Source organism: Streptomyces sp. CA-135486 (genome assembly GCF_050936555.1).
Taxonomy (GTDB): Bacteria; Actinomycetota; Actinomycetes; order Streptomycetales; family Streptomycetaceae; genus Streptomyces.
This window is the reverse complement of the sequence record NZ_JBNJMM010000002.1, coordinates 273,532-293,062: the sequence shown is the minus strand read 5'-3', so window position 1 is coordinate 293,062 and position 19,531 is coordinate 273,532. Positions and strand designations below refer to the sequence as shown.

Here is a 19,531-nt window from a genome sequence, read left to right as displayed (position 1 = left end):
GGTCGGCGCTCGCATGCGGGGCTCTCGCCGCTCATGGTCGGGTTGACCGACTCGTGTGCCGCCCGGAGGTGTCCTCTGTCCGCCGAGACCGTCGACCGTGCCGCTGCGGCCAGTGCCCGGCCCGTCCCCCGCTGGCGCGCCGCGCTGCTGCGGGCCGCCCCCGCGCTGGGGCTGTTCGCGGTGGCACGGCTGACCGGGCTGCTGGTGATGGCGGGCTGGTCGTGGCACATCGGGCGCTCACCGCGGGCGATCATCGCCCGCGCCTGGGACTCGGACTGGTACATGCTGATCGCCGAGCACGGCTACGGCCGCACGCTCCACTGGCCCGACGGCACGGTCCAGAGCGATCTGGCGTTCTTCCCGCTCTACCCGGCGCTGGTGCGCGCCGGCACGACGGTGCTGCCGGTGACGAGCGGAACGGCCGGGCTTGTCATCTCGTGGACCGCGGCGGGCGCGGCCGCCTGGGGCATCTACGCCGTCGTGGAACGGCTGCACGGGCGGCGCACGGCGACCGTGCTGGTTCTGCTGTGGGGCCTGCTGCCGCACTCGATCGTGCTGTCCATGGCGTACACCGAGCCCGTGCTCACCGCCTTCGCCGCCTGGTCGCTGTACGCGCTGCTGACCCGGCACTGGGTGTCGGCGGGTGCGCTGGCCCTGCTCGCCGGTCTGTCGCGGCCCAATGGGATCGCGGTGGCCGCCGCGGTGCTGGTGGTGGCGGCGTACGAACTGTTCACGGCATACCGGCGGGGCGAGAGCGCCCGCGCGAACCGGCGGATCTGGACCGGCGCGGCGCTGGCCCCGCTCGGCTGGTGCGGTTATGTGCTCGAGGTCGGCTTCCGTACGGGCGATCCGCTGGGCGGCTATTTCGCCGTGCAGCGTGGCTGGACCTCGCGGTTCGACTTCGGGATCGGGGCGCTGAAAGTGGTACGGGCGATGGTGCTGCGGCCCTCGCTGATCGCGCTGATGGTCGCGCTGCTGGTCGTCGTGGCGGCGGTGCTGCTGTTCGCCCTGTTCACGCTGGAGCGGCCGCCCGCGGCACTGCTCGTCTACACGGCGGTGCTGGTGCTGATCACGCTCGGCGGCTCCGGCTTCTTCGAGTCCAAGCCGCGCTTTCTGCTGCCGGCCTTCCCGCTGCTGCTCCCGCTGGCCCGCGCTTTGGCGAAAGCCCGGCCGAGGGCGGCGGTCGTGGTGACCGCCGCGCTGGCCGGGCTTTCGTTCGCGTACGGGGCATACCTGCTGACGCTGTCCCCGATCGCGCTCTAGGCATGTGCTCAGGCGTCGTCGGCGGGCTTCTCGTCCGCGGGCGTCTCGTCGGCGGTCTCCAGACCGAGCTGCTCGGCGAGCCACTTGTCGAACTCGATCGCGGCGCGGACCCAGCTGACGGTCGACGACACGAAGTGCTCCAGGCTGACGCCCGTGCCGATCAGCATCTGCGCCTCACCGATGAGGCGGATGGTGACGGGACCGTCCTCCTCCTCGTCGTGGAGGTGCGTGTAGACCTTCGGCCACAGGGTGCGGCGGTTCCAGTCGTCGATCGCGTCGAGGAGCTTGGGCCGGTCCTCGACGGCGTGCGGCCGGTCGTAGAACGTGCGCACCGAGAAGACCTGCTGGTCCTCCTCGCCGCGGAACATGAAGTACGTGCGGAATTCCTCCCACGGCGCCGCGAGGTCGCCCTCGTCGTCGACGACGTACTTCAGCTCCATCTGGTCGAGGAGCTGCTTGACCAGGTCCTGGTCGGGAACGACGGGGCCCGCCGGTCCTGCGGCCTGAGGCTGGGGCTGGCCCCCGAAATTCGGAATCGAGGACGGATCGATGGTCACCGTGGATTTCCCTTCGTACGGTTCTTGCCATCCTCTCCCATGGCGGGCGGGGGCTGGCAAGCCCTGACGGCGGCGATCCGCTGCGGGCTGACATGATCCGGCCGTTGGGGGGACGCGGGGGGTGCGGGCGGGCCTGTTCCCCCACCCCGCCCCTTCCCGGAACTGGGGGCGAGCCCCCAGGCCCCCTGGGAGGTGGAGGTACGTAGGGGCTGACGCCCCCACCCCCTGGGAGCGCCGGCTTCGCGGCGCAGGGACCAGGCTCCGTACCGCCGGAGCGCCGGCTCGCGGCGGGGAGACCCGCCCGCCGTACTCCGGGAGCGCCGGCTTCGTGGCGCGCGGACCCTTGCCCACATCCACCGGCCTCGCGGCGCGGAGGCCAGGCCCGATCGCGGCAGGGGCCGCAGCCGAGCGCGTCCACCCGGGGAGGGGACGAGCCCGACGGGGCCAGTACCGCGGTCGTGGTGGGCGTGGACCCGGGGGCGTTGGTGGTTGCTGCCGGTGCCGGGTTTCGCGGGCGAACCCACGGAACCCGCGCCCCGCTGAACCGGCCCACCGCGACCGCCCGCGCCCCGCTGAACCGGCCCACCCCGCAGACCCGGCCCACCGCGACCGCCCGCGCCCCGGTCCGGGACTTACGCCCGGCCCACGATCAAGTCGTCGCCGAAGCGGTCCACCCGTACCGTGTCGCCGTCCGTGACCTCGCCCGCCAGGATTTCCTTCGCCAGGCGGTCGCCGATCGCTGTCTGCACGAGGCGGCGCAGGGGGCGTGCTCCGTACGCCGGGTCGTTGCCCTCTTCCGCCAGCCATTCCAGCGCCGCCGGGGTGACGTCCAGCGTGAGGCGGCGCTCCGCCAGCCGCTTCGCCAGGCGGCCGATCTGGAGCTTCGCGATATGCGCCAGCTCGTCCTTGGACAGGGCGGAGAAGACCACCAGATCGTCCAGGCGGTTGAGGAACTCCGGCTTGAAGGAGGCCCGCACCACTTCGAGGACCTGCTGCTTCTTCACCTCCTCGCTGGTCAGCGGCTCGACCAGATACTGGCTGCCCAGGTTCGACGTCAGCACCAGGATGGTGTTGCGGAAGTCCACCGTCCGGCCCTGGCCGTCCGTCAGGCGCCCGTCGTCCAGCACCTGCAGCAAGACGTCGAAGACCTCGGGGTGGGCCTTCTCGACCTCGTCCAGGAGGACCACGGAGTACGGACGCCGGCGCACCGCCTCTGTCAGCTGGCCGCCCTCCTCGTAGCCGACGTACCCGGGAGGCGCACCCACCAGCCGGGCCACGGAGTGCTTCTCGCCGTACTCGGACATGTCGATGCGGACCATCGCCCGCTCGTCGTCGAAGAGGAAGTCCGCGAGCGCCTTGGCCAGTTCGGTCTTGCCGACACCCGTCGGGCCGAGGAAGAGGAACGAGCCCGTCGGACGGTCCGGGTCCGCGATGCCCGCCCGCGTGCGGCGCACCGCGTCGGACACCGCCCCGACCGCCTCGCTCTGGCCGATCAGCCGCTTGCCGAGTTCGGACTCCATCCGCAGCAGCTTCTGCGTCTCGCCCTCGAGCAGCCGGCCGGCCGGAATGCCCGTCCAGGAGGCCACCACGTCCGCGATGTCGTCGGGGCCGACCTCCTCCTTGACCATCGTGTCCCTGGCCGCTTCCTGCTCGGCCTCGGAGGCCTCCTCCAACTCCCGCTCCAGCGTGGGGATCTCGCCGTACAGCAGCTTGGACGCGGTGTCGAAGTCACCGTCCCGCTGTGCGCGCTCCGCCTGGCCGCGCAGCTCGTCGAGCTTCTCCTTCAGCTCACCGACGCGGTTGAGACCTTCCTTCTCCTTCTCCCAGCGCGCGGTCAGGCCCCGCAGCTCCTCCTCCTTGTCGGCGAGGTCGCGGCGCAGCTTCTCCAGCCGCTGCTTGGAGCCGGGGTCGGACTCGTTCTTGAGCGCGAGCTCCTCCATCTTCAACCGGTCGACAGCGCGCTGCAGTTCGTCGATCTCGACCGGCGAGGAGTCGATCTCCATGCGCAGCCGGGACGCGGCCTCGTCCACGAGGTCGATCGCCTTGTCGGGCAGGAAGCGCGAGGTGATGTACCGGTCGGACAGGCTCGCCGCGGCGACCAGCGCGTTGTCGGCGATCTGGACCTTGTGGTGGGCCTCGTACCGCCCCTTGAGGCCGCGCAGGATCGCGATCGTGTCCTCGACGCTCGGCTCGGAGACCAGCACCTGCTGGAAACGGCGCTCCAGCGCCGCGTCCTTCTCGATCCGCTCGCGGTACTCGTCGAGCGTCGTCGCACCGACCATGCGCAGCTCGCCGCGCGCCAGCATCGGCTTGAGCATGTTGCCCGCGTCCATCGCGGAGTCGCCGCCGGCGCCCGCGCCCACGACGGTGTGCAGCTCGTCGATGAAGGTGATGATCTGGCCGTCGCTCGCCTTGATCTCGGAGAGGACGGTCTTCAGCCGCTCCTCGAATTCACCGCGGTACTTCGCACCTGCGACCATCGCGCCCAGGTCGAGCGCGACGAGCCGCTTGTTCTTCAGCGACTCGGGCACATCGCCCTTGACGATGCGCTGGGCCAGGCCCTCGACGACGGCGGTCTTGCCGACGCCGGGCTCGCCGATGAGCACGGGGTTGTTCTTCGTACGACGGGAGAGCACCTGGACGACCCGGCGGATCTCCTGGTCCCGGCCGATGACCGGGTCGAGCCTGCCCTCACGGGCCGCGGCGGTGAAGTCCGTACCGAACTTCTCCAGTGCCTTGTACTGCCCCTCGGGGTCGGGAGTGGTCACCCGGCGTCCTCCCCTTACCGTCTCGAAAGCGTCCAGCAGCTTCTTCGCCGTGGCCCCCTGCTGGGCCAGCACCTCGCCGGCCTGTCCGCCCTTGGCGGCGATGCCGATGAGGAGGTGCTCGGTGGAGATGTAGTCGTCGCCCAGCTCCTTGGCCCGCTGGGTGGCGTCCGCGATGACGGTGAGCAGCTCCCGGTTGGGCTGTGGCGGCGCGACCGTGGATCCGGTCACGCTGGGCTGCCCGGCCAGCACCCGCTCGGCCCCGGACCGCACGGCAGCCTGGTCGGCCTCGACGGCGGCCAGCAGATCGGTGATGTTCTCGTTGTCCGCGCCCTCGAGCAGCGCGAGCAGCAGATGCGCAGGGGTCAGATCGGGATGTCCTGCGGACACCGCCCGGGTGCTGGCGGCGTTGATGGCGTCACTGCTCTTGTTGGTCAGCTCTGCGTCCACGTGCGGCTCTCCTCCTCGTCCGCAGTACCTACACTGCTATGACTCATCCAACGTACACAAAGTTGAGTCTATTTCACTCAAGCTCGTGACGGACAGCCGCCGCCGGTAGGTTCCACAGCATGGCCATCGACCCGCGGCACCCCGACGCGTCCTACCTCGGCTTCTGGCGCGAGTACCACATGTGCACCCTCACGACTCCTCGTGTGGACGGCACACCACACGTCGTGGCGGTCGGCGTCACATACGACCCGGAGGGCGGTTTCGCTCGCGTCATCACCAACAAGCACAGCCACAAGGTCGCCAACATCCTGGCCGCGGGCCCGGACGGGGCGCCGGTCGCGGTCTGCCAGGTGGACAAGGGCCGCTGGGCGACCCTGGAGGGGCGGGCGAGGGTGCGTACGGAGCCGGAGCTCATCGCGGACGCGGTGGGGCGCTACGCGGAGCGCTACGGGCGCACCCCGGCACCCAACCCGGACCGGGTACTCATCGAGATCACGCTGACCCGCGCGATGGGCCGGGCGTAGAAAGGGGCCGTACGCGGCTCCCGTACCCGGAAAGCACAGCGGCGCCATCGTGTTTCAGGTCCACGATGGCGCCGCTGTGTGGGGGAAGCACCTGAGCGATTTACAACGACGGGGGAACCGCTCAGGCACTGCGGGGGGTGGCGGTGGTGTCTGGCTCGACCAACTGGTGGTCCCGCTGGTCAAGATTGACAAAAATCATGCCGTACCGGATGGCACAGCGGACGGGCTGCGGTGCTCCTCGGGGCCGGCGAAGGCACCGATACGCGCGGACGTCTTCGTCCTCCTCGCGCGCCACGACGATCGGCTCTCCGAAGAGGGTGACCATCAACGAGTCGCCACGGTGGGGGATTGCCGTGACGAGGTCGATGAAATGCCACCCCGATCGATAAGCCGTAGCCATCTCACGCCGGAAGACCCGGTCGTCCGGTGGAACGGTCATGCGCTCGTGCGGGCCGGAGCGGCACCCCAGGAGGGCTCACCAGGCGTGCTCGCGGCGTCAGCCGGAGCGACACCCCATGAAGGCTCACCGGGCGATTCCGCCACACCATCCGCGGAAACGAGGCTGCCCCAGGAAGGCTCACCAGGGGTCGCCGTCACCGAGTTGGCGGGAGAGCTCCCCCAGGAGGGCTCACCGGAGGCCACCGCACCTAGCGCGGCCGCCGCTATGGCAAGAGCACAAAGAGCACGTAGCGTCCTAGACATGGGTGATCTCCACCTCTTTTGATCATTCCTCCTCCCCCGCGCATAAGACGATGTCTCACTCCGAACGCTTGCACCAGCGACGGCAGGCATCATGTTCCTGTAATGCAGGAGCCTGAGGGGGTGCATATGCCATCTAATGAGGGCGAAACGGGACACCCTCACGCAGACGGTGAGCTGTGCGAGGCGGGGAAAATTCTTTACATCACCGCACTGCGCACCGGGCGAATAGCCCGGTCAGAGGCAGAACCCACACCCTGCCTCTTCGATCTCGCCCTGCTGCTTCCGGATCCCGACGACGCTCAGTGGCTCCGGCCTGTCCCGCCAACCACTGCGCTGACACAGCTGATACACCCCATTGAGCGGGAGATCCAAGAGCGTCGACGACGAACTGTCGCTCTGACCGATGCACTTGAGCCATTCATGGCGTTCACCGCTCAGAACTCCACCGTCCCACAGGGGATTACCGTCCTCGAGGGCCTCAACCGCATCAACACAACCCTTGACCAGGTCACCGCAGATTGCACCGAGGAGCTTCTCACGGTGCAGCCCGGGAGCGGGCGGCAGCCGCACATCCTGGAGAAGGCGCTGCGCCGCGTGGAGCCGCTGATCGACCGCGGCGTCCGCATGCGCACGCTCTACCAGCACACGGCCCGCCACCACCCGGCAACGCTGGCCTACATGGAGAAGGTCGGCCCGTCCGGCGTGGAGGTGCGCACGCTGGAGGAGATCATCGACCGGCTGATCATCATCGACCGGAAAGTGGCGTTCATTCCGGCGAGCAGCGACCGTTTGTCCGCCCTGGAGTTGCGGCACAAGGGCATCGTCGAGTATCTCGTCGGCGTCTTCGAGCAGTTCTGGCTGCACGGCATCCCGTGGGAGGAGCCGATCTCGTACGGCCCGGACCTGGACGGCATCACAGGCGTCCAGCGCTCCATCGCCAAGCTCCTGGTCGAGGGCCATGTGGACGAGGCCATCGCCCGCCGGCTGGGGATGAATGTGCGCACCTGCCGCGCCCATATCGCCAAGCTCGGCTCTTCGCTGGGCAGTGGCAGCCGGACCCAACTGGGCTATCTGATCGCCCAGTCGGGGGTGCTGGAGCACGAGTCCTGAGCTCCGCGCAGACGACCTGATTCCACCGCCCCGGCGTCCGCCGACACGCCGGGGCAGCGGCTGCCGCCTCGGGTCCGTGTCACCCGGAAGGACGCGTCGCCGGGAGATTCATTCACTCCCTGCTCAAATGGCACATCTCTCACCCTCTGGGCAGCCTTGAAGGACTACGCAGCGTCCGGTGTGCAGGCACGGGACGACCGAAGGGCAGGAGGAGTGCGATGGCGCGGGAGCAGCGTGGGCGAACCGGCGACGCTCTCGGCGTCCGGGACCACCCGTGAGGCGCTGCGCCCGGAGGGCTGACAAGCCGAGGAGAGGATCCCGCACCGGGTGCGGCGGCGTACGGCCCGGCACCGGCGGTCGAGCATGGACCTGAGGATCCTTCCGCTCGCCTTCACCATGATGGTGGGGCCGCAGATCATGTCGGCGATCATCTTCGTCACCGCGCCGAGAGCGGTCCGGTCGTCACTGGCGTTCCTTGCGGGTATCGCCCTCGCGACCACCACCGGGGTGGCCGTCATGCGGGGTGTCGCCGCGCTCCTGGGCAAGGCCGTCGACACGGGCCATCCGTCCGACAAGGGCTCGGCCGGGCACATCATTCAGTACGTACTCATCGGCCTGCTGGTGTTCGCAGCGGCGAAGAACTGGCTGGGGCGCAAGACGGCCGAGCCGCCGAAGTGGCTGAACTCCTTGATGACGGCCGGGCCGAGGAAGGCGTTCACCGTCGGCGTGCTGCTGATTCTGCTGATGCCCTCCGACCTCATGGTCCTGCTGACCGTCGGGATTCATCTGCAGCAGCACCACGCCAACCTGGGCGAGGCGCTGGGCTTCATCGGGCTGACGGTCCTCATCGCGGCATTGCCCCTACTGGCGCTCCTGCTGTTCGGCAAGAAGGCAGCGCGCGTCATGCCGAGGGTGCGCGAGTGGATGAACACCCACAGCTGGCTCATCAGCATCATCGCCTGCGGGATCTTCATCGCCCTCATCCTCTCCGAAGGCTGACCGATCCCCACAAGGGACAGACAAACCGATCCCCGCAGAGGCCGAAGGGACAGACGAGGGGCGGACATCAGGGGCCGGAACAGAACATCTCCGGCCCCGTCAGCCCCGCAGTCCTGTCCTATTCAGACCGCTTGGGCCGCCAGACCACCAGCGCGCTCGCCTGCTGCACATCCTGGTACGGCACCAGATCGCGCCGGTAGGACGCGTGCACCTGGGCCTCGCGCTGCTGCATCGCCGCCGCCGCTCCCTCGACCGCCGACGACAGCTCCGCCACCCGCTGCTGAAGCGCCGCGACCTGGTTCTCCAGTTCGATGATGCGCTTGATTCCGGCCAGGTTGATGCCCTCGTCCTGCGACAACTGCTGGACGGTGCGCAGCAGTTCGATGTCGCGCGCGGAGTAGCGCCGGCCCCGTCCCGCGGTGCGGTCGGGGGATACCAGACCCAGCCTGTCGTACTGCCGAAGCGTCTGCGGATGCAGGCCGGAGAGCTGAGCCGCCACCGAGATGACGTACACCGGCGACTCTTCGGTCAGTTCGTAGGGATTGCGGCTGCGTCCGGTTCGGCCATCCATCTCATGCTCCCTTCGCGGCCTGGAACAGCTCGGCCCGCGGGTCCTCGGCCGCGGTGGCTTCGCGGTAGGCCTCCAGCGCTTCCTTCGCCTTCTCAGTGAGCTCCGTGGGTACGGCGACCTCGACGGTGACCAGCAGGTCCCCGCGGGTGCCGTCCTTGCGGACCGCGCCCTTGCCGCGGGCACGCATCGTACGGCCGTTGGGCGTACCGGCCGGCAGCTTCAGCGTGACCGGCGGACCGCCCAGGGTCGGCACCTTCACCTCGCCGCCGAGCGCCGCCTCCGCGTAGGTGACGGGCACGGTGACGGTGAGATTGTCGCCCTTGCGGCCGAAGACGGGGTGGGCGTCGACATGCACGACGACATACAAGTCGCCCGCCGGGCCGCCCCGTTCGCCCGGGGCACCCTTGCCGCGCAGCCGGATCCGCTGGCTGTCGGAGACACCCGCGGGGATGCGGACCTGCATGGTCCTGGACGAGCGGGCGCGCCCGCTGCCCTTGCAGACCTCGCAGGGGTCCTGCGCGATCAGACCGCGGCCCTTGCAGTCCACGCACGGGTCGGTGAGCGAGAAGGAGCCGCTGCCGCCGCGCGAGACCTGGCCGGTGCCGAGACAGGTCGGGCACACCCGAGGCGTACCGTTTCTGTCGCCGGTGCCCGAACAGGCCTTGCACGCAGCGGAGCTGGACATTCGCAGCGGGACCGTGGCCCCTTCGATCGCCTCGGTGAAGCTGAGCGTCACCTCGGACTCGATGTCCTGGCCGCGCCGCGGCTGGGTACGCGTACCCGGGCCGGCGCCACGGTTGAACAGTCCGCCGAACACATCGCCGAGACCGCCGCCGAAACCACCCGCGCCACCCTGCGTACCGCCGGCCTGGCCGCCCCCGAAGAGGTCGCCCAGGTCGAAGTTGAAGGAGCCGCCGGGGCCGCCGGGACCGGCACGGAAGCCGCCGTTGCCGAAGAGGGCGCGGGCCTCGTCGTACTCCTTGCGCCGCTTGGGGTCACCGAGGATGTCGTTCGCCTCGGAGATCTCCTTGAACCGCTCTTCGGCCTTGGCGTCGCCCTTGTTGGCGTCCGGGTGGAACTCGCGGGCGAGCTTCCGGTACGCCTTCTTGATCTCGGCCTCGGTGGCGTCCTTGGGGACGCCGAGAACCTTGTAGTAGTCCTTCTCGACGAAGTCCTTCGTGCTCATCGACATCCCTCCTCTCGGACAATCCTTGCGTCAGCCCGTAGGGTGCCTGCCCCGGCTCCGCGCGCGCGGAACCAGGTCACGCACCCTCCTCCGGGCCACCGCTCTCCTCGTCGTTCGCCGTCTCTTCCTTCGGGGCCGCGCCCGGCTGGGGCTCGGCCACCGCGACCCGCGCGGGGCGGATGGTCCGCTCGCCGATGCGATACCCCGGCTGAAGGACCGCGACGCACGTGGTCTCGGTGACATCCGGTGCGTACGAGTGCATCAGGGCTTCGTGGATCGTCGGGTCGAAGGGCTCGCCCTCCTTGCCGAACTGCTGCAGGCCCATCTTGGCGGCCGCGGTCTCCAGGGACTCGGCCACCGACTTGAACCCGCCCACCAGCTCCCCGTGGTCACGGGCGCGACCGATGTCGTCGAGCACGGGCAGGAGCTCGGTCAGCAGATTCGCCGTGGCGATCTCCTTGACCGTGATCCGGTCGCGCTCCACCCGACGTCGGTAGTTCTGGTACTCGGCCTGGAGCCGCTGGAGGTCCGCCGTGCGCTCGTTGAGCGCCGTACGGATCTGGTCCAGCTGAGCCGTCAGACCGGCGAGCTTGGCTGCGTCCCCTGCCGGGGCCGCCGGGCCCTCCTTCGTGGAGGACTCGGCGGACTCGGCGGCGTCGTCAGAGGTGGCGCCGGAGGGGACGTCGGGCTTCTCCTCGAAGCCCGGGGTCTCCTCGGTCACGCTGCACCACCCTTGGCGTCCTTCTCGTCGTCCACGATCTCGGCGTCCACGACGTCCTCCGCGTTGTCCGCGGACTGGGCCTGCTCGCCGGCCGGGGCCTCGGCGCCGTCGGGCGTGGCGTTGGCGTACATCGCCTGGCCGAGCTTCTGGCTGACCGCCGCGAGCTTCTCGGTGGCCGTGCGGATCTCGGCGGTGTCCTCGCCCTTGAGCTTCTCCTTCAGCTCGCCGACCGCGGTCTCGACCTCGGTCTTCACCTCGCCGGGAACCTTGTCCTCGTTGTCCTTGAGGAACTTCTCGGTCTGGTAGACGAGCTGCTCGCCCTGGTTGCGGGACTCCGCGGCCTCACGGCGGCGGTGGTCCTCGTCCGCGTACTGCTCGGCCTCCTGGCGCATCCGGTCGACCTCGTCCTTCGGCAGCGAGGAGCCGCCGGTGACGGTCATCTTCTGCTCCTTGCCCGTGCCGAGGTCCTTCGCGGTCACGTGCATGATGCCGTTGGCGTCGATGTCGAAGGCGACCTCGATCTGCGGGACCCCGCGGGGGCCGAGCGGCAGACCGGTCAGCTCGAACATCCCGAGCTTCTTGTTGTACGCCGCGATCTCGCGCTCGCCCTGGTAGACCTGGATCTGCACGGACGGCTGGTTGTCCTCGGCCGTGGTGAAGATCTCGGACCGCTTGGTCGGGATCGTGGTGTTGCGCTCGATGAGCTTGGTCATGATGCCGCCCTTGGTCTCGATACCGAGGGACAGCGGGGTCACGTCGAGGAGCAGGACGTCCTTGACCTCACCCTTGAGGACACCGGCCTGGAGGGCCGCGCCGATGGCGACGACCTCGTCCGGGTTCACACCCTTGTTGGCGTCCTTGCCGCCGGTCAGCTCCTTGACGAGCTCGGCGACGGCGGGCATGCGGGTGGAGCCGCCGACCAGAACCACGTGGTCGATCTCGGACAGCTGGATGCCGGCGTCCTTGATGACGTTGTGGAACGGGGTCTTGCAGCGCTCCAGGAGGTCCGCGGTGAGCTGCTGGAACTGGGCGCGCGTGAGCTTCTCGTCCAGGTGCAGCGGGCCCTCGGCGGAGGCCGTGATGTACGGCAGGTTGATCGTGGTCTCGGTCGAGGACGACAGCTCGATCTTCGCCTTCTCCGCGGCCTCGCGGAGACGCTGGAGAGCCATCTTGTCCTTGGACAGGTCCACGCCGTGTCCGTTGGCGAACTGCTTCACCAGGTAGTCGACGACACGCTGGTCCCAGTCGTCACCACCGAGGTGGTTGTCGCCGTTGGTGGCCTTCACCTCGACGACGCCGTCGCCGATCTCCAGCAGCGAGACGTCGAAGGTGCCGCCACCGAGGTCGAAGACGAGAATCGTCTGGTCGTCCTTGTCGAGGCCGTAGGCCAGGGCGGCCGCAGTCGGCTCGTTGACAATGCGCAGGACGTTCAGACCGGCGATCTCACCGGCCTCCTTGGTGGCCTGGCGCTCGGAGTCGTTGAAGTACGCCGGGACGGTGATCACCGCGTCGGTGACCTTCTCGCCGAGGTAGGACTCCGCGTCGCGCTTCAGCTTCTGCAGGATGAAGGCGCTCATCTGCTGCGGGTTGAAGGTCTTCCCGTCGAGCTCGATCTTCCAGTCGGTGCCCATGTGGCGCTTGACCGACCGGATGGTCCTGTCGACGTTGGTGACCGCCTGACGCTTCGCCACCTCGCCGACCAGCACCTCACCGTTCTTCGCGAAGGCGACGACGGACGGCGTGGTCCTGGCACCCTCGGCGTTGGTGATGACGGTGGGCTCGCCGCCCTCCAGAACGCTGACGACGGAGTTAGTCGTGCCCAGGTCGATGCCGACCGCACGTGCCATTTCAATTCCTCCAGCAGACTGACTTGAGTGGATCTGGCTCAAGGATGCACGACCGAGTCCAGGGCGTCAACGGAGCTGAGTCTACCCCGCTCAACTTTTATCCAGCACTTACCTGCACCCTGCCCTCCGGACACCACCCCGGACCTGGGCCGAACCTGCTACGCACGCGTGGCGCAACGGTCGGCAGCGGCGTCCGTCTGAGAGAGTCATAGCCGCAAAAAACGGTCAATGAATGACAGCCGTGACGAAGGTCGCGACGAAGGGCGTGCGTCCATGCCTGCAAAGCGAGCCGTCGACCTGACGGGCAGTCTGGTCCTGCTGCTGCTCCTGTCCCCCCTGCTGCTCGCCCTCACGGCCGCCGTCGCGGCCACCACCCGGGGCTCGGTCCTGACCCACCGGGAGCGGACGGGCCTCGGCGGATCCAGGTTTGCGATACTGACCTTCCGTACGACACCGGTCTCACCCGTCGGGCGGCTGCTGCGCCGCCACTTCCTGGACCAGCTGCCGCAGCTGATCAATGTGGTGCGTGGCGAGATGTCGCTCGTGGGCCCTCGCCCACTGCCACCCGAGGACCCCGAGGAAGCCGGCTGCGCGGGCCGCGCCCGGCTCGGCGTACGCCCCGGGATGACCGGCCTGTGGCAGATCAGCGGCCGTTCGGAGCTGCCCTGGGAGGAGATGGCGGTACTCGATCTGCACTATGTCGAGCAACACTGGCTGGGACTGGACCTACTTATCCTGGCCCGCACCCTCCCTACGGCCGCGGCCGGACGCCGGGCGCCCTGTCCGGTCAGGCTTGCCTGAGCGACACAGATCACCGGCCGCGCGGCTACAGTGCGGCGGAATAAGTGGGTACTCTCAGCACGGACTACCTAAGTTACCGCTTAGTAGTCTGGACAGATTGCCCACCCTCGCAGGCCCGAGGAGCCCGAAATGCAACTCGCCGCGATCATCGTGTCGCTGGTGCTGACCGTGGTCGGCGTTGCGCTCATCGCCCGAGCCGTCGCGCAGATCTACCGGTTCGTGAAGCTCGGTCAGCCGGTGCCCGCGGGCAGCCGCACCGACAACCCGAAGGCACGCACGATCACCCTGGTCAAGGAATTCCTTGGCCACACCCGCATGAACCGGTGGGGGATCGTGGGCTTTGCCCACTGGTTCGTCGCGATCGGCTTCCTCACTCTGCCACCGACGCTTGTGCAGGCGTTCGGCCAGCTCTTCCAGGCCGACTGGGTGCTGCCAGTCCTCGGCGGCTTCCTGCCGTTCGAGCTGTACATCGAGTTCATCGGCCTGATGACCGTCGTCGGCATCGTCGTCCTGATGGCGATCCGCCTGCTGAACCTGCCCTCACGGGCCGGCCGCAAGTCGCGTTTCGCCGGCTCCAAGGCCTGGCAGGCGTACTTCGTCGAGTACATCATCCTCACGATCGGCCTGGCGATCCTCGCCCTGCGCGGTCTCGAGGGCGCGATCCACCACGTGGACCACTACGAGGCGGCGTACTTCGTCTCGTATCCCCTGGTCCTGGCCTTCAAGGGCCTGAGCGTGCCCACCCTGCAGTCGCTGATCTACTTCGTCGCGATGATCAAGATCAGCACGTCGTTCATCTGGGCGATCACGGTCGCGCTCAACACCAACATGGGTGTCGCCTGGCACCGCTTCCTCGGCTTCCCGAACATCTGGTTCAAGCGCAACGCGGACGGGTCGACCGCCCTCGGCGCGCTGCAGCCGATGACCTCGGGCGGCAAGGAGATCGACTTCGAGGACCCGGGCGAGGACGACGTCTTCGGTGTCTCCCAGGTCGAGCAGTTCTCCTGGAAGGGCATCCTCGACTTCTCCACGTGCACCGAGTGCGGTCGCTGCCAGTCGCAGTGCCCGGCCTGGAACACCGGAAAGCCCCTCTCCCCCAAGCTTCTGATCATGTCGCTGCGTGACCACGCGCACGCCAAGGCCCCGTATCTGCTGGCCGGCGGCGGCAAGACGATGGAGGGCGAGGAGAAGGCGTCCGAGGAGCAGCTGGCCGGTGTCCCGGCGGCGGCCCTCGCGGAGGCCGAGCGCCCGCTGATCGGGACGCTCGAGGAGAACGGCGTCATCGACCCGGACGTGCTGTGGTCCTGCACCACTTGTGGTGCGTGCGTCGAGCAGTGCCCGGTCGACATCGAGCACATCGACCACATCGTCGACATGCGCCGCTACCAGGTGATGATCGAGTCCGCGTTCCCGTCCGAGGCGGGCACGATGCTCAAGAACCTGGAGAAGAAGGGCAACCCCTGGGGTCTGGCCAAGAAGCAGCGCGTGGAGTGGACCAAGGAGGTCGACTTCGAGGTCCCGATCGTCGGCAAGGACGTCGAGGACCTGTCCGAGGTCGACTACCTGTACTGGGTCGGCTGCGCGGGCGCGCTGGAGGACCGGGCCAAGAAGACCACCAAGGCCTTCGCGGAGCTGCTGCACATCGCGGGCGTGAAGTTCGCGATCATGGGCGGCGAGGAGAAGTGCACCGGTGACTCGCCGCGGCGCCTGGGCAACGAGCCGCTGTTCCAGCAGCTCGGCCAGGAGAACGTGGCCATGCTGAACATGGCCTTCGGCGAGGACGACGAGGACGAGTCCACGAAGAAGCCGAAGTCGGCGAAGAAGATCGTCGCGACCTGCCCGCACTGCTTCAACACGATCGCGAACGAATACCCGCAGTTGGGCGGCGAGTTCGAGGTCATCCACCACACGCAGCTGCTGCAACACCTCATCGACGAGGGCAAGCTGATCCCGGTCACGCCGGTCGAGGGTCTGATCACGTATCACGACCCCTGCTACCTGGGCCGCCACAACAAGGTCTACACGCCGCCGCGCGAGATCATGTCGGCCGTCCCCGGTCTGCGTCAGCAGGAGATGCACCGCCACAAGGAGCGGGGCTTCTGCTGCGGCGCCGGCGGCGCGCGCATGTGGATGGAGGAGCGGATCGGCAAGCGCATCAACACCGAGCGGGTCGACGAAGCCCTGTCGCTCAACCCCGACATCGTCTCGACGGCCTGCCCGTTCTGCCTCGTCATGCTCACGGACTCCGTGAACGGCAAGAAGAACGACGGCAAGGCCAAGGAGTCGCTCCAGGTCGTCGACGTCGCGCAGCTGCTGCTCGACTCGGTGAAGACGCCGGCCGACCCGGCGGACGACGAGGAGCCCGCGGACGCGCCGGAACCGGAGCCGGTGAAGTAGTCCGTACGTACGCGGAAGCGGCCGGATCTGCCTCGGGGGCAGGTCCGGCCGTCTTCGTCTGCCGCCGGTGCGAAGGGCGCGCACGCAGTGCTCTCTACGGGTGCACTGCTCGGCGGGGCGGGGCACGGAAGGCGATCCCCCGAATAACCATTGGCCAGCGATTGCGCCGGATCCATTGCCCTGCCGGGACTGCCGGACGAGCATCGAGGGGCGACTGAGCAGACGGAGCACGGGCGAGACGGACGGGACGGGTAGTGCGGACACGGCGGACAGGGCGGATACGGATGAGGGCGACGGCAGCGGTGGCCATCGGCGTGGCCGGCGCCTGCGTGGTGCTGCTCGCGGGCTGCACGAGCCACCCCGCACCCGACGACCGGCCCGCCGCCAAGAACGGCGACATCGCCCCGCTGTCCGGCCGGGCCACCGCCCTGCCCGTCCCCCGCGGCAAGGGCAGCCGCGTGCCTGCCGACTTCAACGGCGACGGCCACCGCGACCTCGTGGTGAACGACCTGGTCAAGGCACCCCGGGACACCCACGGCGACGACGCGGGCATCGGCGTCGTCTACGGCACCGGGAGCCCCCGCGCCCTCGACCCGGCCGTACGCCGCCTCCTCACCCCGCGGGCCAACGCCGCCCCGGTCGACGGCACCCTCCCTGCCGCCTTCGACGCGGCGGCCGCCTGCGACCTCGACAAGGACGGCTTCTCCGATCTGATCGTGGCCACCGACCCGCCCTACAACGGCATCGGCCGGCCCCCCGTACCGCTCCAGCTGCTCTTCGGCTCCCCGTCCGGCCTGGGCGGCAAGGCGGTCGTCCTGCGCATCCCCGAGAAGGCCCGCTACGGCAACGACTGGCCCGACCACCCCGTCTGCGGCGACTTCGACGGCGACGGCTCGACAGACCTCGCCGTCACCGCCTCCGCGGGCCGGGTCAGCTTCCTGCGCGGCCCCTTCACCCGCACCGGCGCCCCGCGCGCCGCCACGGCCCCCGTCCCGGGCGGCGGCCCGGCCCTGTCGGCCCCGTCCCCGAAGCCCGACGCGAACGGCGACGGTTACGACGACCTGGTGGTCTCCGCCCGCACCCCGAAGCCGGGCGCATCGGCCAAGGGAACCCTGCTGCTGGGCGGCCCGGACGGCCCCGGTCGCGCGGGCGGCCGCTACGTCTTCGACGCCGTACAGACGCCGCCGGCGCCCGCGCTCCCGTCGGGCGAGACGACGCCCACCACGGACGTACTCCAGTACGCGGACTTCGACGGCGACAAACGCCCCGACCTGGTGACTCGTACGCACAGGGGCGAGCGCGCGGATGTGCTGGCGCTGTACCCGGCCACCACGAGGAGCCGCCCGCTGCTCACCTTCAGCAGCTCGGTCTTCCTGCGCTGACGCCACCCCTGAGGGTCCCTGGGGCGGGCCCCCTAGGGGATGTCACAGGTCGGCAGCAAAGGCTGCCGGGTTCCCCCGCTCCGGCACCCTCACTCTCCGGGACCAGGTACGTTCAATTACGTGGCTGGATTCAGGATCGGACGCGGCCGGGACAACCGCACGCAGCAGCAGCAACCGCAGCAGGCACCGCCGCCCTACAGAGGCGGGGGCGGCCATGCGGCGCCGCCGTACGGGCAACAGCAGCCGCCGCCGCAGTGGCCCCAGGCCGGCGGCCCTCAGCACCACCAGCAGCGCCCCCAGGGCCCGTACGGCGAACCGGAGTACTTCGGCGACCCGTACCAGCAGCACCAGGGCGGACCCGCCCCGCACATCGACCCGTACGCCAACAACCCTGGCCACACCCAGGCGTTCAGCATCAACGAGGACCCGTACGGCGACGGCGCAACCTACCGCGCGGGCACGGCCCCGGCCGCACCCGCGGGCCCCCGCCTGCACTGGAAGCAGCTGCTGAGCGGCATCGTGCTGCGCCCGGGCCCGACGTTCTGGCAGATGCGCGACTACCCCGTGTGGGGTCCGGCGCTGATCGTCACGTTCCTCTACGGCCTGCTCGCGCTCTTCGGCTTCGACAAGGCCCGCGAGGAGACGATCAACGCGACGATCTCCGCGGCCATCCCGTACGTCCTGACCACGGCGGTCGCGTTCGTCGTCGGCGGCCTGATCCTGGGCGCCGTGACCCACACCCTGGCCCGCCAACTGGGCGGCGACGGCGCCTGGCAGCCGACGGTCGGCCTGTCGATGCTGATCATGTCGATAACCGACGCCCCGCGCCTGGTCTTCGCCCTGTTCCTGGGCGGCGAGAACTCCCTGGTCCAGCTCCTGGGCTGGGCGACGTGGCTGGCGGCGGGGGCGCTGTTCACCTCGATGGTGAGCAAGTCGCACGACCTGCCGTGGCCCAAGGCGCTGGCGGCGTCGTCGATCCAGCTGATCGCGCTGCTGTCGATCATCAAGCTGGGCACGATCTAGCGCGGTACGAACGCGGAAGAGGCCCCACCAGCCGGTGGGGCCCTCTTTCACCGGAGGGACGCGCAGGCGTCCGGGACTACAGCGCCTCCTTGGAGGGCGTGACCGGCTCGCCAGACTTACGTACCGGAGGCAACACGCTCCACGGGAAGTTGATCCACTCGTCGGTGCGCTTCCACACGTACTCGCACTTCACGAGGCTGTGCGACTTCTCGTAGATGACGGCGCTGCGCACCTCGGCGACATGGTCGACGCAGAAGTCGTGCACGAGCTTGAGTGTCTTGCCGGTGTCGGCGACGTCGTCGGCGATGAGGACTTTCTTGTCCGAGAAATCAATCGCGTTCGGCACGGGCGCGAGCATGACGGGCATGTCGAGCGTCGTACCGACCCCCGTGTAGAACTCGATGTTCACGAGGTGGATGTTCTTGCAGTCGAGCGCGTACGCAAGACCGCCGGCAACGAACACGCCTCCCCGCGCGATGGAGAGAACGATGTCCGGCTCGTAGCCGTCGTCGGCGATGACCTGCGCGAGCTCGCGGATCGCGCCGCCGAACGTCTCGTACGTCAGGTTCTCCCGCACCTCAGACACGGCTCACACCTGCGTCCGATGGAAGTTCTGGAACGAGCGCGAGGCGGTGGGTCCGCGCTGTCCCTGGTAGCGGGAGCCGTAGCGCTCGCTCCCGTACGGGAATTCGGCCGGGGAGCTCAGCCGGAACATGCACAGCTGACCGATCTTCATGCCCGGCCAGAGCTTGATGGGCAGCGTCGCGAGATTCGACAGCTCGAGGGTGACGTGCCCCGAGAACCCGGGGTCGATGAACCCGGCGGTCGAGTGCGTGACGAGCCCGAGCCGCCCGAGGGAACTCTTCCCCTCCAGCCTCGACGCCAGATCGTCGGGCAGCGTGATGACCTCGTACGTCGAGGCGAGCACGAACTCCCCGGGGTGCAGGATGAAGGGCTCATCGCCGTCGGGCTCGACGAGCCGCGTCAGATCCGACTGCTCGACGGCGGGGTCGATGTGCGGATAGCGGTGGTTCTCGAACACCCGGAAGTAGCGGTCCAGCCGCACATCGATGCTCGAGGGCTGCACCATGGATTCGTCGTACGGGTCGATACGCACTCGCCCGGCGTCGATCTCGGCCCGGATGTCCTTGTCTGAGAGAAGCACGCCCCGAGGATACGCAGAGCGCGCGGGCCCGCCCCAATCGGACAGCCCCACGCGCCCCCTCCCGTGCC

General features: G+C 69.0%; 17 protein-coding genes. 8 read left to right on the top strand and 9 right to left on the bottom strand.

Going from position 1 to position 19,531, the window contains the following annotated elements; translation table 11 throughout:
* Positions 1–42: 42 nt before the first annotated feature.
* Positions 43–1,263 carry a glycosyltransferase family 39 protein gene (locus ACQEVG_RS20390; protein WP_432986003.1) on the top strand — a complete coding sequence of 407 codons (1,221 nt, stop codon included), beginning with the start codon at positions 43–45 and terminating at the stop codon, positions 1,261–1,263.
* An 8-nt stretch (positions 1,264–1,271) separates the two neighbouring features.
* Here the strand turns inward: ACQEVG_RS20390 and ACQEVG_RS20385 are convergent, their stop codons facing one another.
* Positions 1,272–1,820, bottom strand: coding sequence for a YbjN domain-containing protein (locus ACQEVG_RS20385; protein WP_432986001.1), 549 nt, complete (start codon positions 1,818–1,820; stop codon positions 1,272–1,274).
* 632 nt (positions 1,821–2,452) lie between these two features.
* Positions 2,453–5,035, bottom strand: a complete 2,583-nt coding sequence (gene clpB / locus ACQEVG_RS20380) for an ATP-dependent chaperone ClpB (RefSeq protein WP_432985999.1) — start codon at positions 5,033–5,035, stop codon at positions 2,453–2,455.
* A 119-nt stretch (positions 5,036–5,154) separates the two neighbouring features.
* On the opposite strand from clpB, the gene ACQEVG_RS20375 reads away from it, so the two are divergent.
* Complete coding sequence (locus ACQEVG_RS20375; RefSeq protein ID WP_432985997.1) at positions 5,155–5,559, top strand: pyridoxamine 5'-phosphate oxidase family protein; 405 nt, start codon at positions 5,155–5,157, stop codon at positions 5,557–5,559.
* Between the two features lie 121 nt (positions 5,560–5,680).
* Here the strand turns inward: ACQEVG_RS20375 and ACQEVG_RS20370 are convergent, their stop codons facing one another.
* On the bottom strand, positions 5,681–5,998 hold the full coding sequence (locus tag ACQEVG_RS20370) for a (2Fe-2S)-binding protein (protein WP_327325022.1): 318 nt from the start codon (positions 5,996–5,998) through the stop codon (positions 5,681–5,683).
* Positions 5,999–6,387: 389 nt separating this feature from the next.
* Between ACQEVG_RS20370 and ACQEVG_RS20365 the strand changes: the two genes are divergently transcribed.
* Together ACQEVG_RS20365 and ACQEVG_RS20360 are read left to right on the top strand one after the other, a co-directional pair.
* Positions 6,388–7,371: a helix-turn-helix transcriptional regulator gene (locus ACQEVG_RS20365; RefSeq protein ID WP_432985994.1), complete on the top strand. Its 984-nt coding sequence runs from the start codon at positions 6,388–6,390 to the stop codon at positions 7,369–7,371.
* Positions 7,372–7,734: 363 nt separating this feature from the next.
* Complete coding sequence (locus ACQEVG_RS20360; protein WP_432985992.1) at positions 7,735–8,370, top strand: GAP family protein; 636 nt, start codon at positions 7,735–7,737, stop codon at positions 8,368–8,370.
* A gap of 118 nt (positions 8,371–8,488) precedes the next feature.
* Here the strand turns inward: ACQEVG_RS20360 and ACQEVG_RS20355 are convergent, their stop codons facing one another.
* The 4 genes from ACQEVG_RS20355 to dnaK form a co-directional block, all read right to left on the bottom strand.
* Positions 8,489–8,941, bottom strand: a complete 453-nt coding sequence (locus ACQEVG_RS20355; RefSeq protein ID WP_432985990.1) for a heat shock protein transcriptional repressor HspR — start codon at positions 8,939–8,941, stop codon at positions 8,489–8,491.
* A gap of 1 nt (position 8,942) precedes the next feature.
* Positions 8,943–10,127, bottom strand: coding sequence for a molecular chaperone DnaJ (dnaJ, locus tag ACQEVG_RS20350; protein WP_432985988.1), 1,185 nt, complete (start codon positions 10,125–10,127; stop codon positions 8,943–8,945).
* Positions 10,128–10,203: 76 nt separating this feature from the next.
* A complete protein-coding gene (grpE, locus tag ACQEVG_RS20345; RefSeq protein ID WP_432985986.1) occupies positions 10,204–10,848 on the bottom strand; it encodes a nucleotide exchange factor GrpE in 645 nt (214 codons plus the stop codon).
* Complete coding sequence (dnaK, locus tag ACQEVG_RS20340; RefSeq protein ID WP_432985984.1) at positions 10,845–12,695, bottom strand: molecular chaperone DnaK; 1,851 nt, start codon at positions 12,693–12,695, stop codon at positions 10,845–10,847. The genes grpE and dnaK overlap by 4 nt, the downstream gene beginning before the upstream one ends.
* Before the next feature lie 273 nt (positions 12,696–12,968).
* Here dnaK and ACQEVG_RS20335 point away from each other — a divergent pair, with 273 nt between their 5' ends.
* From ACQEVG_RS20335 to ACQEVG_RS20320, 4 genes are all read left to right on the top strand, one after another.
* A complete protein-coding gene (locus ACQEVG_RS20335) occupies positions 12,969–13,496 on the top strand; it encodes a sugar transferase (RefSeq protein WP_432985982.1) in 528 nt (175 codons plus the stop codon).
* Positions 13,497–13,625: 129 nt separating this feature from the next.
* The gene (locus ACQEVG_RS20330; protein ID WP_432985980.1) at positions 13,626–15,893 is read left to right on the top strand and encodes a heterodisulfide reductase-related iron-sulfur binding cluster; all 2,268 of its coding nucleotides are present in this window, start codon (positions 13,626–13,628) and stop codon (positions 15,891–15,893) included.
* A 284-nt stretch (positions 15,894–16,177) separates the two neighbouring features.
* On the top strand, positions 16,178–17,275 hold the full coding sequence (locus ACQEVG_RS20325; protein ID WP_432985978.1) for an FG-GAP repeat domain-containing protein: 1,098 nt from the start codon (positions 16,178–16,180) through the stop codon (positions 17,273–17,275).
* 120 nt (positions 17,276–17,395) lie between these two features.
* The gene (locus ACQEVG_RS20320; RefSeq protein ID WP_432985976.1) at positions 17,396–18,298 is read left to right on the top strand and encodes a Yip1 family protein; all 903 of its coding nucleotides are present in this window, start codon (positions 17,396–17,398) and stop codon (positions 18,296–18,298) included.
* Positions 18,299–18,374: 76 nt separating this feature from the next.
* Here ACQEVG_RS20320 and ACQEVG_RS20315 read toward each other — a convergent pair whose 3' ends face one another.
* Positions 18,375–18,884, bottom strand: a complete 510-nt coding sequence (locus tag ACQEVG_RS20315) for a phosphoribosyltransferase (RefSeq protein ID WP_432985974.1) — start codon at positions 18,882–18,884, stop codon at positions 18,375–18,377.
* A 3-nt stretch (positions 18,885–18,887) separates the two neighbouring features.
* Positions 18,888–19,463 carry a dCTP deaminase gene (dcd, locus tag ACQEVG_RS20310; RefSeq protein WP_404725304.1) on the bottom strand — a complete coding sequence of 192 codons (576 nt, stop codon included), beginning with the start codon at positions 19,461–19,463 and terminating at the stop codon, positions 18,888–18,890.
* Between the last annotated feature and the right edge of the window lie 68 nt (positions 19,464–19,531).

Excerpts from the sequence above, each read along its gene's own strand:
- ACQEVG_RS20375 (WP_432985997.1), top strand. The coding sequence starts at position 5,155 with ATGGCCATCGACCCGCGGCACCCCGACGCGTCCTACCTCGGCTTCTGG.
- ACQEVG_RS20370 (WP_327325022.1), bottom strand. The coding sequence starts at position 5,998 with ATGACCGTTCCACCGGACGACCGGGTCTTCCGGCGTGAGATGGCTACG.
- ACQEVG_RS20365 (WP_432985994.1), top strand. The coding sequence starts at position 6,388 with ATGCCATCTAATGAGGGCGAAACGGGACACCCTCACGCAGACGGTGAG.
- ACQEVG_RS20360 (WP_432985992.1), top strand. The coding sequence starts at position 7,735 with ATGGACCTGAGGATCCTTCCGCTCGCCTTCACCATGATGGTGGGGCCG.
- ACQEVG_RS20355 (WP_432985990.1), bottom strand. The coding sequence starts at position 8,941 with ATGGATGGCCGAACCGGACGCAGCCGCAATCCCTACGAACTGACCGAA.
- dnaJ (WP_432985988.1), bottom strand. The coding sequence starts at position 10,127 with ATGAGCACGAAGGACTTCGTCGAGAAGGACTACTACAAGGTTCTCGGC.
- dnaK (WP_432985984.1), bottom strand. The coding sequence starts at position 12,695 with ATGGCACGTGCGGTCGGCATCGACCTGGGCACGACTAACTCCGTCGTC.
- ACQEVG_RS20335 (WP_432985982.1), top strand. The coding sequence starts at position 12,969 with ATGCCTGCAAAGCGAGCCGTCGACCTGACGGGCAGTCTGGTCCTGCTG.
- ACQEVG_RS20330 (WP_432985980.1), top strand. The coding sequence starts at position 13,626 with ATGCAACTCGCCGCGATCATCGTGTCGCTGGTGCTGACCGTGGTCGGC.
- ACQEVG_RS20325 (WP_432985978.1), top strand. The coding sequence starts at position 16,178 with ATGAGGGCGACGGCAGCGGTGGCCATCGGCGTGGCCGGCGCCTGCGTG.